The following is a 15,725-nucleotide window of genomic DNA, read 5'->3' as shown; positions in this document are numbered from 1 at the left end:
CGAGGTTCAGCCCCGCTGCCAGCCGGTGCGGCTCGCCCTTGGCAATCAGATGCGCGAAGAGATTGGCCGAACCCGGCGTCGCCTTGAAGCCGCCGGTGCCCCAGCCGCAATTGACGAACAGGCCCGGCACCGGCGTGACGCCCTGGATCGGCGAACGATCCGGCGTGTTATCGGTAATGCCGCCCCACTGGCGCATCATCTTCACCCGCCGGAACATCGGGAAGAGTTCGCAGATTGCGTCGAGCGTATGGGTGATGATCTGCAGCCCGCCGGTCTGGGAATAGGAATTGTATTGGTCGGTGCCGGCGCCGATCACGAGTTCGCCCTTGTCCGACTGCGAGATATAGGCATGCACCGTGTTCGACATGACGACGCAGGGGAAGATCGGTTTCAGCGGTTCGGAGACCAGCGCCTGCAGCGGAGTTGAATGGAGCGGCACACGCACGCCGGCCATCTCCATCACAACGGATGAATGGCCGGCGGCCGAGACGCCGATCTTCTTCGCCCCGATGAAGCCCTTGCTCGTCTCGACGCCCAGGACATCGCCGTTCGGGCCGCGACGGATGCCGGTCACTTCGCAATTCTGGATGATGTGGACGCCGCGGTCGGACGCCGCACGCGCATACCCCCAGGCGACCGCATCGTGGCGGGCCGTACCGCCGCGCCGCTGCAGGGCGGCGCCGTTGATCGGGTAACGCGCCGTCTTGGCAATATCGAGAACCGGCACGAAGGCCTTGGCCTGTTCCGGCGTCAGCCATTCGTTGTCGATGCCGTAGAGCCGGTTGGCGTTGATATGCCGCTTGAAGCTCTGCATGTCGTGGGTGTTGTGCGACAGCATCATCACGCCGCGCGGCGAATACATGACATTGTAGTTGAGATCCTGGCTCAGCCCCTCCCAGAGCTTGAGCGAATGCTCATAGATATCCATGCTCTCTTCATAGAGATAGTTGGAGCGGATGATCGTCGTGTTGCGGCCGGTATTACCGCCGCCGAGCCAGCCCTTCTCGATCACCGCGACATTGGTTATGCCGTGTTCCTTGGCCAGATAATAGGCAGCACCCAGGCCATGCCCGCCGGCGCCGACGATAATCACATCGTAAGCACTGCGCGGCTCCGGGGAGGCCCACTGCGCTTCCCAGCCCTTGTGGGCACGCATCGCCTCGCGGGCCACGGCGAAAACCGAATATCTGCGCATCTCGCCTCGAACTCCTAGGGATCGTCAGCCCTCATCGCAGGGCCAGCATTTGGGTAGTGCCATACCCATCGCAAATCAATATGCGTCGCAATGGCTCTATTGCGACGCATTCGCCCTCCCCATCGACACCGGCAAGATCGTCCGCGAATTCGGGAGGATCGACCGGCACTCCGACCGTAAATTGCGACCGGCTATTCAGATTTTACGGCAGTTTCTGAAAAGGCGGCGGAATTGGCGCAGATCGGCCTTAATGCGTCTGGACTTCGCACATCTCTTCTGCTATCTGCCGTCATCAATCGCACGGCTCCAGGCCGAGCGGACGTTATTCTTTCGCCTCGAATCGTACCGATCCAGGCGAGCAACAAACCAAAGGAACGGGATTCACGTGCAGGTACTTGTCCGCGACAACAACGTCGATCAGGCGCTCCGCGCTCTCAAGAAGAAGATGCAGCGCGAAGGCATTTTCCGTGAAATGAAGATGCGCGATTATTACGAGAAGCCGTCTGAAAAGCGCGCCCGTGAAAAGGCAGAGGCTGTTCGTCGCGTTCGCAAGCTTGCTCGCAAGCGCATGCAGCGCGAAGGTCTGATTGCCGCTCCCGCTCGTGCGGTTCCTGCGCGCCCGGCTCGTTGATCGGCCGTTTTTTGGACGTTTTCATGTGCTTTCAGGGCGGTGGCGACATGGGCGCCGCCGCTCTTTTGATTTGGTCCGAGACTTCCAATGCCTTTGCCCCGACATGAGGAAATGCGCCTGATGGCCGCCAAAAATGCCGTTCTCGATCGTGGAACCGAAATTTCCGGCCTCTTGACCCAAGCTTCTCCCGTCCGTCGCAAAACAGCGTTGCCTGCCGCGCTGATCGCCCTTCTGGCGCTTGCCGGCTGCGCAACCACCAGCTCGACCGACATGATCACCGTCGATCGTGCCCAGGGATCCCAAGAGAACATCGCCTCGCTTTCTTCCGTCATCAATTCCAGCCCGCAGGATCCGGAAGGCTATAACGTCCGTGGCACGGCCTACGGACGCGCCGGCGAGTTTTCGCGCGCGCTTGAGGACTTCAACCGCGCCATCCAGCTCAATCCGCAGTTCTACCAGGCCTATGCCAACCGGGCCCTCGTCTATCGCAACATGGGCAAGCCCGTCGAAGCGGCCAACGACTATAACCGCTCGCTGCAGATCAACCCGAATTACGACGTCGCCTATATCGGCCGCGGCAATATCTATCGACAGGCCGGCCGCACCAACGAAGCCTTCAATGACTTCAACAAGGCGATCCAGCTGGAAACCACCGATGGCCGGGCCTGGCACAATCGCGGCCTGATCTACCAGATGCGCGGCCAGCACGCCCAGGCGATCGACGATTTCTCGAAAGCCATCTCGCTGTCGGCGAATTCGCCGGAGCCTTATAACGGCCGCGGCATTTCCTATGTCGCCTTGAACGACGACGACAACGCGTTTGCCGACTTCAACCACGCGATCGAGCTCAACGACAAGCTGGCCGAATCCTGGGCCAACCAGGCGCTGGTCTATGAGCGCCGCGGCGACAAGGCGCGCGCCTACAAGTCCTATTCGCACGCCATGCGCCTCGACCCGAACTACAAGCCGGCCCAGGATGGCGCGAGCCGCACCCGCGCCAGCAGCTGAGATCCGCGTCGCGGCGCAACACCTGAAACCGTTAACGTTTCATCCGACGCAAGGCGCGTTGTTTGCGCCGGGACGGCACCCGCCAAACATTAATAACAGATGAAACTAATAAAGGCGTTACTATTTGGTACTACTGTTCCCGGATGGAATGGGGTACGTGCATGCTGGATAAACTCCTGGGCGACAGGTCCGGAAACTTCGGAATAATGAGCGCCTTACTGCTCGTGCCGCTGATCGCGGCCGCCGGCCTTGCCATCGATCTTACCGACGCCCTCGAGGCCCGTAACCAACTGCAGGGTGCGGCGGACGCCGCCGCCCTGGGTGCCGTCGCGGAAAAATCCATCGGTACGGCGGAAGCTATGAAGATGATGACGGACGGCGCGATCACCCCGGCCGTTCAGGATGCCGAAAAGATTTTCGCGGCGCAGATCGCATCGGCGACCGGCTACACGCTGACGGACCATGCGGCGACGGTCACCAAGGTCAACAACCAGCTGACGGCGATGTTCACCTATACCGCGACCGTTCCGACCACCCTTCTGAAGGTCATCGGCAAGAACGAGTTCACCGTGACCGGTCAGGCGACGGCAGTCTTCCAGACGGAAACCTACCGGGATTTCTACCTTCTGCTCGACAACACGCCCTCCATGGGGGTCGGCGCCACCACGGCCGATATCAACACCATGGTCGCCCATACATCCGACAAATGTGCGTTCGCCTGCCATATCGTCAATAACGGCGTCGAGGACGAAAACAGCTACTACAACCTCGCCAAAAGCCTCGGCGTCACGATCCGTATCGATGTTGTCGCCAACGCGACGGCCGCGCTGATGGACACCGCCGTGTCGGTGCGCAGAAGCGACAATCAGTATCGGATGGCGGTCTACACCTTCGGCCAGAAAGCCGAGGATACCAAGCTTCTCGAGATCAGCCCGCTGACCGACAATCTTGCCGACGCGAAAAGCAAGGCCTCGCTCATCGACCTCATGTCGATCCCCTATCAGGGTTATAACAAAGACCAGCAGACCGATTTCGATCTCGCCATGAAAAATATCGGCGACAAGATGGGCACGCCGGGTACGGGCCTGACGCCTTCCGACCCGGAGAAGATCGTGTTCTTCGTGTCGGACGGCGTCGGCGACAGCAAAAAGCCGACCACCTGCACCAAAATGCTCACCGGCACCCGCTGCCAGGAGCCGATCGACACAAGGGCCTGCCAGCTGCTCAAGGACAAGGGATACAAGATCGCCGTCCTTTATACGACCTACCTGCCGCTGCCGACCAACAGCTGGTATAATTCGTGGATCAAGCCGTTCCAGAGCGAGATCAGCACCCGGATGCAGAGTTGCGCATCCAGCGGCTATTTCTTCGAGGTCAGCCCGTCGCAGGGCATCAGCGACGCGATGAATACCCTCTTCCTGAAAATCGTCTCGACGCCGCGCCTTTCGGGCTGAGCAGCCGACCCGCCTCAGATATAAAGCGCCGCCATCTTGCGCCAGGCAGCGGCCCGGTGGGCGCGCCCGTCCCAGACATGCATCCGATGCCCGACACCCTTCTCGGAAAGAACCCGGCTGAGATGCTGGTTGTTGTCGAGGAAAGGGTCGGCATCGCCGATCGTCAGCACGATCTCCACCTGCCGCAGCCTTTCGATCTGCCATTCGCTGGTGATGCCGGGCAGGAAATGCGACGGGGTGTGGAAATAGACGGTCTCGTCGTAATAACCGTCCATCAGGTCGTCGAACGCCTCGACCTTCAGCGTCAGGTCGTAACGCCCCGAAAACGCGACGAGCTTGCGGAACAGGTGCGGATGGCGAAAGACGATGCTGGCCGCCTGGAAGGCACCGAGGCTGCAGCCCTGAACGATCGTGCAGTCATGCCCGTTCCGGTCGGCCATCAGCGGCAGGACCTCGTTGAGGATATAATCCTCGAATGCCGCATGCCTGCGGATGCGCACCGACGGATGCTGCCTTGCATCGTAGAAGGTCTCGGTCGCCAATCCGTCGACGCAGTAGAGCTGCAACTGGCCGGCCCGGATCTTGTCTGCCAGGCTTCCGACGATGCCAAGCTCTTCATATTCCCAGAAACGTCCCTCGCGGGTCGGGAACATCAGCACCTTGGCGCCGGCATGGCCGAACACCAGGAGTTCCATGTCTCGATGGAGCCGCTGGCTGTACCAGCGCAGATATTCGCGGTTCATGACACCTTGAAGAACTGTCCGGCCTTCTCGCGAAGCGCCGCCTCTTGCAACATGCTACCAGGATAGTCGAAATGTCCGGCATCCAGGATGAAGATTTCATTAAATTTCGATTTCGGAACTGCGTTGGCGACGGCGAACTGGCAGGGCGGCGCAACCGCGGGATCGAATAGCGCGACGCTCGTCAGCATCGGCACGGTGATGCGGCTCACCGCCACCGCCGAATCATGCAGGCGCAGCGTCTTCAGCGCATTGCCGTATTTCGCCTGATAGGCCTGGACCGAGGCAGCGCTGCCGATGCTTTTCAGCTTCAGCCGCAATTCCTGATGCCCGAAGGTCGGCAGCGACAGATGCCCTCGATCGATCCGGTTGTCGAAGGGAATGGCGAGCCCGCCGATGCCGCCGCCGAAACTGATGCCGCTATAGCCGACATGGCCGGAAAGCCAGGGGTAGAGAGCGATCAGCATGCTCACCGCGACCCAAAGGTCGTCGACGCAGCCGCCGATGATGTACCGGTCCGGCTTGTCGATATCGTGCAGCACGTGCCACTGCGAATCCGGCGAGATCGGCGGGCGGGTGCTGCGCGACATGCCTCGAAAGCAGGGAAACAGGACGGCTGTCTCCTCGACCGGAATATCGAGATCCGGCACGTCGCGCCCGCCATATCCATGACCGACCACCAGCCCGCGTCTGATCTCCCCCCGCCGCGGCAGTAGAAGCCAGCCGCCGATCGGAAACCGGCCGGTCGACATATAGGCGATGTCGAAGACATGCCATTTCGGATGGTCGAGCCCGCTCTTGCGCAGGCCAGGCTCCGGATCGACGGCCATCGCCCGCCGGTAGCGGTCCTTCCAGAACGTATCGAAACCCTCGGGCGCCGCAGGCGGCACCACCGCCTGAAGCTCCTTCAGCCCCATGCCATAGGTGGGGTCGAAATCATAAGGATGTTTGGGGGGGATGGTCATGCCTGAGAGGTTACCGGAGATTTGCCTCGTCCTGGTCGAAAACAAAGTCTTCGGGAAGCCTGCCACGGAATTTTTCCAATCGTCTCAAAGCCTCTTCACGGGCGGCTTGAGAGGCAGGCTGTTGCGATTCTCGCTGCGAAAGCTTTTCGGCAGCGCGTGTCTGATCGGCAATCTTCGCCATCCTAGCCTCCTGCTCACTTCCAATGTCGCACGATCCGTCTTCACAAAAAAGCCCGGCAATGCCGGGCTCCATGTTCGCTGTTCAACTGGCCTTAGTGCTTCATCGCCTTGACGATGTCCTCGGTCATCTTCTTGGCGTCGCCGAGCAGCATCATCGTGCCGTCCTTGTAGAACAGTGTGTTGTCGATGCCGGCATAGCCCGAGCCGAGCGAGCGCTTGACGAACAGGCAGGTCTTGGCCTTGTCGACGTCGAGGATCGGCATGCCGTAGATCGGCGAGGTCTTGTCGTCGCGGGCCGCAGGGTTGGTGACATCGTTGGCGCCGATGACATAGGCGACGTCGGCCTGCGCGAACTCCGCGTTGATGTCTTCCAGTTCGAAGACCTCGTCATAGGGGACATTGGCTTCGGCAAGCAGCACGTTCATATGGCCGGGCATGCGGCCGGCGACCGGATGGATCGCGTACTTGACCTCGACGCCGTGGCTTTTCAGCGTATCGGCGAGTTCCCGCAGCGCATGCTGGGCCTGGGCGACCGCCATGCCGTAACCCGGCACGATGATCACCTTCTCGGCATTCGACATCAGGAAGGCCGCATCGTCGGCCGACCCCTGTTTCACCGTCCGCTGCACGCCGTCGTCGCCGGCAGCAGACGCCGTCTCGCCGCCGAAGCCGCCCAGGATGACCGAAACGAAGGAGCGGTTCATCCCCTTGCACATGATGTAGGAAAGGATCGCGCCCGAGGAGCCTACCAGCGCACCGGTGATGATCAGCGCGAGATTGCCAAGCGTGAACCCGATGCCGGCGGCGGCCCAGCCGGAATAGGAATTCAGCATCGAGACGACGACCGGCATGTCGGCGCCGCCGATCGGCACGATCAGGAGAACGCCGAGCGCCAATGCCAGCACCACGACGAGCCAGAAGTCGAAATGGCTTTCGGTCTGCACCAGACCGAAAATGAAGACGACGACCAGCACCAGCAGGCCGATATTGATGGCGTGCCGGTAGGGCAGCATGATCGGCTTGCCGGACATCCGCCCGTCGAGCTTCAGGAAGGCGATGACCGAGCCGGTAAAGGTGATCGCGCCGATCGCCGCGCCGAGCGCCAGCTCGATCAGCGCCTGGCCGTGGATATGGCCGATCGCGCCGATGCCGAAGGAATCCGGCGCATAAAGTGCTGCCGCCGCCACCATCACAGCGGCAAAGCCGACTAGCGAGTGGAAGCCGGCGACGAGCTGCGGCATCGCCGTCATCGGAATGGTGCGGGCGATATAAGCCCCTGCCCCACCGCCGAGGCTGAGCGCCAGCACGATCAGGATGAAGCCGCCGAACGTCGGCGTGGCAAGCAGCAGCGTGGTGACGATGGCGATACCCATGCCGACCATGCCGTAGACATTGCCCTTGCGGCTGGTCGTCGGGTGGGAAAGGCCCCGGAGCGCCATAATGAACAGCACGCCGGAGACGAGATAGAGGAAGGCTGCGAGGCTCTGCGACATGTATCCGAACCCTCAGCGATCTTTTTTCTTGTACATGGCGAGCATCCGGCTGGTCACCAGGAAGCCGCCGAAGATGTTCACCGAAACGAGCACCAGCGCCACGAAACCGAAGCCGGTCGCAAAGCCGCTCGCCGATATGCCGACCGCAAGCAGCGCGCCGACGACGATAACCGAAGAGATCGCGTTGGTGACCGCCATCAGCGGCGTATGCAGCGCCGGCGTCACCGACCAGACCACGTAATAACCGACGAAGATCGACAGCACGAAGATCGCCAGCCGAAACACGAATGGATCGATCGCCCCACCGGTTGCAGCACTCGCGGCTTCCGGCGCCTGGGCGGCAGCGCTCATCACGGCGGTCACGGCCTGATCGAGCTGTTCCAGCGCCTTGTCCATTGCTTCACTGGCCATCAAAGCTTCTCCTCGGCTGTGGCGTCCCCGCCTCTTTCGGCGTCAACGGCGGCAGGCTTTTTGCGGGCGCGGGCCGGTCCGGCTGCCGGGGCTGCGGTTGGCGCAGCAACGGAAGCGTCAACGACAAATGCGGCCGCAGCTGCCGCAAAATTGGGATGCACGACCTGTCCGCCATGGGTCAGCATGGTCGCCTTGACGAGCTCGTCCTCGGGATTGACGGCAAACTCCTTGGTGCCCTTGTCGACCATGGTCTCGATGAAGGCGAACAGGTTGCGGGCATAAAGCGCCGAAGCGGAGGCGGCGATGCGGCCGGCGACATTGGCATAACCGATGACGGTGACGCCCTCGACATCCGCAACCTTGCCCTTTTCGGAGCCCTCGATATTGCCGCCGCGCTCGACGGCGAGGTCGACCGCCACCGAACCCGGCTTCATCGAAGCCAGCATGGCCCGCGACACCAGTTTGGGCGCAGGACGGCCGGGAATGAGGGCCGTCGTGATGACGATGTCCTGCTTGGCGATATGCTCGGCAACCAGAGCCGCCTGTTTGGCCTGGTAGGCTTCCGACATCGGCTTGGCGTAACCGGCAGCCGTTTCGGCCGCCTTGAATTCCTCGTCCTCGACCGCGATGAACTTGGCGCCGAGCGAGGCGACCTGTTCCTTGGCAGCGGGGCGCACGTCGGTCGCCGAAACCACGGCGCCGAGACGACGGGCCGTGGCGATCGCCTGCAGGCCGGCGACACCGGCGCCCATGACGAAGACTTTTGCGGCCGGAACGGTGCCGGCGGCGGTCATCATCATCGGCATGGCGCGGCCGTATTCATGGGATGCGTCGATGACGGCGCGATACCCGGCAAGGTTCGCCTGGGAAGAAAGCACGTCCATCGACTGGGCGCGGGTGATGCGCGGCATCAGTTCCATGGCAAACGTGGTGAGCCCGGCTTTCGCCATGTCCGCAAGAGCGGCCTCGTTGCCGTAGGGATCCATGACCGCGAACACGACGGCGCCTGGTCTGTAGGACGCCATCTCGGTCGCCGTAGGCCGGTTGACCCGAAGGATGATATCGGCTGAACCGACCTCGCCGGAACCGGCAATGCGGGCGCCGGTGGCTTCGAAATCCGCGTCGCGGACGCCGGAGGCAAGGCCTGCCCCGCTCTCGACCACGACCGAGAGCCCGAGGCCGGTGAGCCGCTTGACGCTCTCGGGCGAAGCGGCGACGCGCGGTTCGTCGGAACCTTCACGGCATACAAATACGATCTTCGGCAAAGACTGTCTCCTCCCAGTCGATATCGCAAGGCGGGCGAAAGACTTCGCCCTGCCTCAAAGCCGGTGGCCGGGTTGGCCGAACCGGATCAACGCAGCAGGAAAACGCCGGCTATAGTGAGAATGATGAAGACGAGGAGGCTGCCAATGAAGCCCGCTCCGCCGAAGAAACCGGCAGCCATGGCGATCATCAGGACGACGATGACCATCGTGCCCCATTTCGCACCCGCGATGAAGGCGTTGTAGGTCTTGTCGTGTTCCGAATAGTCCATCGAAGCACCCGTTTCCACCGGCCCGCTATGGTGATTGTCCATCAGTCCCGTCTCCTTCATCAGCCGCACGCGGTCCGCTTGATCAAAGCGTCGGCGCGTGCGGGAAAACCCGTGTCGACATCCGGAATCATGCCGTCGTTCGGCAGGATCGGCGTCTCTTCAGGCCTTACACAAAGCGGCAGGAAAGCGCAATGCCGCCACAATGGCTTCCGGTACGCCGAAGCGCGACCTTCAGGTGAGGTAGGACATTTCGGGGGAATTCGGGCGGCCGGCGATACGGGCCGTCGGCAGGATGGTAAGCGGCGCGGTGTCGAAGTTCGAGGAGCGTGCAAACAGCAGGCGGCGCTCATAGGCCTCCGACTGGAATGCCGGGAAGCGCTTCATCATCTTGGAGCGCAGTTCGCGGGTCTGCGAGGCGAGCAGCATCAGATCGAAATCGTATTGCGGGATCCGCCGCGGCGGCACGACCGGCTGGGCATAGAAGAACCGGCGGTAAAATGCCGCATGCGCCGGACGGATCGGCTGCAGCACGCGGTCCGCATCGAAATAGATCGCCGCAACCGGCGTCAGCCGCACCGTCAGGTAGGGCATGGCCGAAAGTTCGCTGGCATATTCCGGGGCTATCGCAAAACGCGCCGAGTCGATCAGCGTCATGCCGGCATCGAGAAGGCCATTCACGGCTTCCGGGAAAATGCTGATCGACTGGCAGACCCGATGCTCCGGCGTGACGTGGTGGAGGCGGATCGTACTGACCAGTTCCTCGTCGTAATAGACGCCGAAGACATGCGCATTCTTGTCGAAATCGATCTCGTCGATGAGCTTGGTGGCCGCGACCGGCAGCACGTTGTGTGTCTTGTAGGCCCTGTATCGAAGCCGGGCGATATCTTCGAAATCCTCGTTGCTCTCGATCCGTCGGTATTCGACATGGTCAAGGGTGGAGAGAAGCTTGGCTGAAAAGTTTCCGTCCGAAAAGGACTTATCTATTGGCATTGGGTTTTGTTCCATGGGCTTTAACCAAGGATTAACCCTAAAAGACCCATAGCCCGCAATGAATGATACGCGAATTGAGTAAAATTCTAAATGATATGGTTAACAAACGGTTAACGGACGTTTCCTAACGTCCCAAAACCGTTAACACTGTCCTGATTTTAAGCGGAGTCTAACGCGCCGCGGCCCGAAGAGGCGAGGCCTGTGCGCTTTTGGCACCACGCCGAACGGCCGAGAGCTTGGCCGCGGAAGCGCCCTCGGCAGCCAATTCGATGATCTTTTCGGAAGCCACCGGCATCGAAAACACGTAACCCTGGACCAGGTCGGAGAACCGATGGCGATTGACCAGCGCGAGCTGCTCCTTCGTCTCCACGCCTTCGACGACGATCTTGAGGCCGAGCTCCCGGGACAGATGCACGATGCCGCGCAGGAGCTTCAGCTTGCGCTGGTCCTCGACAATATTGCGAATGAACGCACGGTCGATCTTGACCACGTCGAGCGGCAGGGAATCCAGATAGCTGAGGCTCGAGAAGCCGGTGCCGAAATCGTCGATGGCGATCGTCACGCCGGTCACGCGGAACTGGTTGAGGATGGCGCTGACCGCCACCGGCTCGTCCATGAAGCAGCTTTCCGTCACTTCGAGGTGCAGCCGCGACGGATCGACCGAATAACGCTTCAGCACGTCCGCCACGTAACCGACGATATCGTCGTTGCGCAGGTCCTGGATCGAGAGGTTGACGGAGACAGCCATCGGCTCCGGCCAGGTCGCGCAGTCGCGGCAGGCCTGATCGAGCACCAGATGGGTGATATGCGAAACGAGCCCCATATCCTCGGCCATGGGGATGAAGACATTCGGCCCGACCATGCCGCGCTCCGGATGGCGCCAGCGCACCAGCGCCTCGCTGCATTCGATGCCGGAGCCGTCGGGACGGTACATCGGCTGGTAGACGACATGCAGACCGCGGTTCTCGATCGCCTGGCGGAGGTCGACGCGAAGCTTCTGCTCGTCGATATACTGGGCGTCCATCTCCGAACGGAACGCCGTCAGCGTGCCGTTGCCGGTCGATTTCGCATGGTTGAGGGCAAGATCCGCCTTGATCTGCCAGTTTTCCATATCGAAGTCCTGCGACGGCAGCACGACGCAGCCGCTGTTCATCGAAACGGGAAGGCGAAGTCCGTCGACATAGTAGTCGCCCTGGATCTCGGCGTGAATGCGGCGGACCTGACGCTCCAGTTCGCAATCGTCGTCGCCGCCGGTCAGCAGCACGACGAATTCGTCGCCGACCAGGCGGCCTGCCAGCAGGCCGTCGGTCTTCATTGCCGAAAGCCTTGCCGAGATCGCCGCGAGCAACCGGTCGCCGATCACATGGCCGCGCAAGTCGTTGACATGCTTGAAACCGTCGACGTCGAACACGGCGAGTGCTGCCAGGGCTTCGCCGCGGCGCTTCAGCTTCTTGGTGGCAAGATCCGCGAAATGACCGCGGTTCGGCAGGCCGGTCAGGGCGTCGAACCGCACCATGTGCAGCACCTTCTCCTCGGCGGCGAGACGGGCGGTGACATCTTCGAAGATCAGCACGACGCCGCCGTCGGAACGGGGGCTGACCGAGAATTCGAGATGGCGGTCGTCCTTGAACTTGAAGAGCGCGCGTTCGAGCGAGCCGTCTGCGAGCTTGGAAAGCTGCCGCAGGATGGTTTCCGGCGCATTCTCCGCATCTTCGCAGAGCACAGCGGCGAAATCGCGGTCCTTGAGGTCGCTCTTCTTGTCGAGACCGAGCAGATCGCGGGCGCGGCGGTTGATCACCTGGATCTTGCCTTCGCCGTCGAGCATCACCAGGCCGTGGGAAATCGTCTTCAAGGCGATATCGAAGCGGCCGGCGATGATCGCCATCTTCCGTGAGGCGATGACGTTTTCATAAAGGAATTCGCGCACGCCGTTGGCCATCGACCGCGTGGTGAGACCGAAGGGGATGAGCAGCAGCGACATCAGAGCGAGGTGCAGGTCCTCGGTGAACAGGCAGGCGATCAGGATCGGGCCGCAGCAGCCGAGCGTCTGGAGGTCGACGGCGATGCGCGAGCCGTAGTTGCGGCCGACGATCGACATCATCGAACCGAGCGTCATGGCGATGCAGGTGAAGCCGACGAACGGGTTTTCCAGCACGAGCAGCGCGTAGCCGCTGGCGATGCCGAGCAGAAAGGCAGCCAGGAACGCGCCGATCACATATTGCTGCTCCCAGGCGGCGATGCCGTCATAGGTCAGCGACGCCTTGTCCACTTTGTCGAACCGCTGGAACCAGTACATGCGATAGGCAAAGACGGCCGCGAAACCGCAGGCGAACAGGAGATAGAATTGCGCACCGCTGTAATGGAAAACGAGCAGGCACCACAGGACGTGAACGACCACGCCGGTCCACAATGTGCCGCGATTTCCAAATAGCGACGTGACGAACGACAGATACACATCCGTCGACAGCGTCTTCGCTTCTGTCTCTTTCATCGGGTTCATCCCTTGTCTTCCGGTCGACACTGCGGGAAACCCTTTAAAAATTGCTTGTTCACGAGCCACGTAACCCCCTTTCATTGGGGGGTTCTTGAGAGTTTGCTGAACAAATTGACAACGAGATGGTTAAAATTTCTAGGAGGCAACCTTCGGCACAGGCGCACCCCCTCCGGAGCCTGCACAAACACCCTGCGATCCCGGCTTTTTATAGACGAAAACCTGACTTGTTGGGACTTTCCTTTTCTTAGACCTTCGTTTACATCGCCATCCAAGAACGGGCGGGGTAAGAGAGACCTGTTGGAATTGGGGAAAGCATGGCTGCACTGTTGAAGATCAGCGGTCTCATCGATCGCGTGAGCGAAATCCTCGGCAAATTTTCAGGCTATATGGTCCTCGCCTGCACGCTCATCAGCGCCGGCAACGCCATCATCCGCTACCTCTTCAACTACAGCTCCAACGGCTGGCTTGAAATCCAGTGGTATCTCTTCGCCTTCATCGTGCTGCTCGGCGCTTCCCACACGCTGCGGCTGAACGAGCACGTCCGCGTCGACCTGATTTACGGCGCCGTTTCCGATCGCGCCCGGCTGTGGATCGATGCGATCGGCCTGATCGTCTTCCTCATCCCGGCCTGCCTTTACCTCGCCTGGCTCTCCTGGCCCTTCTTCTCGCTTTCCTTGGCGCAGGGCGAGGTGTCTTCGAATGCCGGAGGCCTCATCCGCTGGCCGGTCAAGCTGATCATCGTCGCGGGCTTTAGCCTGCTGGCGCTGCAGGGATTTTCCGAACTGGTAAAGCGCATCGCCGGCCTCATGGGCGTCCTCCAGGTCGATACGACCTACGAAAAGCCGCTTCAATAACAAGAATTTCGGGGGAATAAGCCGCTCATGTTCGAATACGGTATAATGCCGCCGGCAATGTTCCTTGGCATGATTATTTTCATGCTCTACGGGTTCCCTGTCGCCTTCTCGCTGTCCGCCGTCGGCCTGTTCTTCGGCCTTCTCGGCATCGCCACCGGCCATTTCGAATTCGCCTTCCTGCAGGCGCTGCCGTTCCGCATCTTCGGGATCGTCTCCAACGATCTCCTGCTCGCCATCCCCTTCTTCACCTTCATGGGAGCGGTGCTCGAGCGCTGCGGCCTTGCCGAAGACCTGCTCGAAGGCACCGGCAAGCTGTTCGGCGCCATTCCCGGCGGTCTCGCCTATGCGGTCATCCTGGTCGGCGCCATCCTTGGCGCGATCACCGGCACGGTCGCCGCCTCGGTCATCACCATGGGCGTGATCTCGCTGCCGATCATGCTGAAATACGGCTACAATCCGCGGATTGCGACAGGCGTCATCGCCGCATCCGGCACGATCACCCAGGTCATCCCGCCGTCGCTCGTGCTGATCGTGCTTGCCGACCAGCTCGGCCGTTCGGTCGGCGACATGTATCTCGGCGCGATCGGCCCGTCGATCCTGCAGGTGGTGATCTTCCTGCTGTTCATTCTCGCCATGTCGATCTTCCGCCCGAAGGACGTGCCGGCCTTGCCGCTGGAAGCCCGCGGCGAACTCAATGCGGCGCTGGTCTTCAAGGTCCTCTGGGGCATGATCCCTTCGATCGTGCTGATCTTCCTCGTGCTCGGCACCATCTTCATGGGCCTCGCCACCCCGACCGAAGCCGGCGCTCTCGGCGTCGTCGGCGCCATGGTGCTTGCCGCCATGCACCGCCGCCTCACCTGGGACCTGATCAAGCAGGGCATGCATTCGACCATGACGATCACCTCCATGGTGGTCTTCATCCTGGTCGGCGCCACCTGCTTCAGCCTTGTCTTCCAGGGCATGGACGGCGGACTGTGGATCGAATTCCTGCTGTCTCACGTCCCGGGCGGCGCGGTCGGCTTTCTGATCTTCGTCAACATCTTCGTTTTCTTCCTTGCCTTCTTCCTCGATTTCTTCGAAATCGCCTTCATCGTCCTGCCGATGCTGGCGCCGGTGGCGAACGCGCTCGGCATCGACCTGATCTGGTTTGGGGTGCTGCTCTGCGTCAACATGCAGACCTCGTTCATGCACCCGCCCTTCGGCTTTGCGCTGTTCTATCTCCGCTCGATCGCCCCGAAGAGCGTCAAGACCAAGGACATCTATCTCGGCGCCATTCCGTGGCTCGGCATGCAGCTCATCCTGGTCGGCATCATCATCTTCTGGCCCGAGTCGGTCACCTACTGGCTGGACAAGTCGCCGGACGTCGACCTCAACACGATCAAGATCGAAATCCCCGGCTTCGGCAACGGCAGTGGCAACCAGATGCCGAATTTCGGCCTGCCGCCGATGGATGGCGCTCCGGCCCAGCCCAGCCAGCAGGGACTGCCCGGCATGCCGAACTTCGGCCAGCCCCCGAAGATCAACCCGTAAGGGCGGCTTTTTCCGTCCAGTTGTCGCCAAGTATATTTCCGAAAAAGGAGGACGGGGTTGGCGCCCTGTCCGCCTTTTTATTATTGTCCAACAGTCCAGGCCGCTCCTCCTCCGATTTCCCCCGGCGACAGCGGCAAACGCAAGCGAAGACGTTGCTTGGAGGCCCGCGTCAAAGGCGTCTTTCGGCCCTTCCTCTACCGAAAAAGCGGTATGCCGGTGGAGGCTCGACGCGAAATCCCGTTGCCG

General features: G+C 61.3%; 15 protein-coding genes. 5 read left to right on the top strand and 10 right to left on the bottom strand.

Annotated elements, in window-relative coordinates; all coding sequences use genetic code 11:
- On the bottom strand, positions 1–1,195 hold a 1,195-nt coding region (locus MOV61_RS05665; protein WP_247135889.1), incomplete at its 3' end, for a sarcosine oxidase subunit beta family protein.
- Between the two features lie 385 nt (positions 1,196–1,580).
- On the opposite strand from MOV61_RS05665, the gene rpsU reads away from it, so the two are divergent.
- The 3 genes from rpsU to MOV61_RS05650 all read left to right on the top strand — a co-directional run bounded on the left by rpsU (position 1,581) and on the right by MOV61_RS05650 (position 4,288).
- Positions 1,581–1,826 carry a 30S ribosomal protein S21 gene (gene rpsU, locus MOV61_RS05660; protein WP_038545235.1) on the top strand — a complete coding sequence of 82 codons (246 nt, stop codon included), beginning with the start codon at positions 1,581–1,583 and terminating at the stop codon, positions 1,824–1,826.
- A gap of 120 nt (positions 1,827–1,946) precedes the next feature.
- Complete coding sequence (locus tag MOV61_RS05655; RefSeq protein WP_247135888.1) at positions 1,947–2,834, top strand: tetratricopeptide repeat protein; 888 nt, start codon at positions 1,947–1,949, stop codon at positions 2,832–2,834.
- Positions 2,835–2,995: 161 nt separating this feature from the next.
- Positions 2,996–4,288: a pilus assembly protein TadG-related protein gene (locus tag MOV61_RS05650; RefSeq protein ID WP_247135887.1), complete on the top strand. Its 1,293-nt coding sequence runs from the start codon at positions 2,996–2,998 to the stop codon at positions 4,286–4,288.
- Between the two features lie 14 nt (positions 4,289–4,302).
- Here the strand turns inward: MOV61_RS05650 and MOV61_RS05645 are convergent, their stop codons facing one another.
- The 9 genes from MOV61_RS05645 to MOV61_RS05605 all read right to left on the bottom strand — a co-directional run bounded on the left by MOV61_RS05645 (position 4,303) and on the right by MOV61_RS05605 (position 13,092).
- On the bottom strand, positions 4,303–5,031 hold the full coding sequence (locus tag MOV61_RS05645) for an esterase family protein (protein WP_247135886.1): 729 nt from the start codon (positions 5,029–5,031) through the stop codon (positions 4,303–4,305).
- Positions 5,028–5,993, bottom strand: a complete 966-nt coding sequence (locus MOV61_RS05640; protein ID WP_247135885.1) for an acetylxylan esterase — start codon at positions 5,991–5,993, stop codon at positions 5,028–5,030. The genes MOV61_RS05645 and MOV61_RS05640 overlap by 4 nt, the downstream gene beginning before the upstream one ends.
- Before the next feature lie 10 nt (positions 5,994–6,003).
- Positions 6,004–6,174, bottom strand: coding sequence for a hypothetical protein (locus MOV61_RS05635; RefSeq protein WP_244447435.1), 171 nt, complete (start codon positions 6,172–6,174; stop codon positions 6,004–6,006).
- Positions 6,175–6,265: 91 nt separating this feature from the next.
- The gene (locus tag MOV61_RS05630; protein ID WP_247033670.1) at positions 6,266–7,666 is read right to left on the bottom strand and encodes an NAD(P)(+) transhydrogenase (Re/Si-specific) subunit beta; all 1,401 of its coding nucleotides are present in this window, start codon (positions 7,664–7,666) and stop codon (positions 6,266–6,268) included.
- Positions 7,667–7,678: 12 nt separating this feature from the next.
- Entirely contained in the window at positions 7,679–8,077 is a 399-nt protein-coding gene (locus MOV61_RS05625; protein WP_038545252.1) for a proton-translocating transhydrogenase family protein, read from the bottom strand.
- Positions 8,077–9,342: a Re/Si-specific NAD(P)(+) transhydrogenase subunit alpha gene (locus MOV61_RS05620; RefSeq protein WP_247135884.1), complete on the bottom strand. Its 1,266-nt coding sequence runs from the start codon at positions 9,340–9,342 to the stop codon at positions 8,077–8,079. Before MOV61_RS05620 ends, MOV61_RS05625 begins: the two co-directional genes overlap by 1 nt.
- Positions 9,343–9,428: 86 nt before the next feature.
- Positions 9,429–9,653, bottom strand: a complete 225-nt coding sequence (locus MOV61_RS05615; RefSeq protein WP_247033666.1) for an aa3-type cytochrome c oxidase subunit IV — start codon at positions 9,651–9,653, stop codon at positions 9,429–9,431.
- A gap of 189 nt (positions 9,654–9,842) precedes the next feature.
- Entirely contained in the window at positions 9,843–10,601 is a 759-nt protein-coding gene (locus tag MOV61_RS05610; protein ID WP_038545257.1) for an N-acyl amino acid synthase FeeM domain-containing protein, read from the bottom strand.
- Positions 10,602–10,770: 169 nt separating this feature from the next.
- Entirely contained in the window at positions 10,771–13,092 is a 2,322-nt protein-coding gene (locus tag MOV61_RS05605) for a bifunctional diguanylate cyclase/phosphodiesterase (protein WP_038549606.1), read from the bottom strand.
- Positions 13,093–13,409: 317 nt separating this feature from the next.
- Between MOV61_RS05605 and MOV61_RS05600 the strand changes: the two genes are divergently transcribed.
- Positions 13,410–13,949 (top strand): TRAP transporter small permease subunit, encoded by a 540-nt coding sequence (locus tag MOV61_RS05600; protein WP_038545260.1) that lies wholly within the window; start codon positions 13,410–13,412, stop codon positions 13,947–13,949.
- 27 nt (positions 13,950–13,976) lie between these two features.
- Complete coding sequence (locus MOV61_RS05595; RefSeq protein ID WP_247033664.1) at positions 13,977–15,479, top strand: TRAP transporter large permease subunit; 1,503 nt, start codon at positions 13,977–13,979, stop codon at positions 15,477–15,479.
- Positions 15,480–15,725: the final 246 nt, after the last annotated feature.

The organism is Neorhizobium sp. BETTINA12A (genome assembly GCF_023006485.1).
Taxonomy (GTDB): domain Bacteria; phylum Pseudomonadota; class Alphaproteobacteria; order Rhizobiales; family Rhizobiaceae; genus Neorhizobium.
The sequence above is the reverse complement of the archived record's forward strand: the minus strand, read 5'-3'. Positions and strand labels throughout refer to the sequence as shown.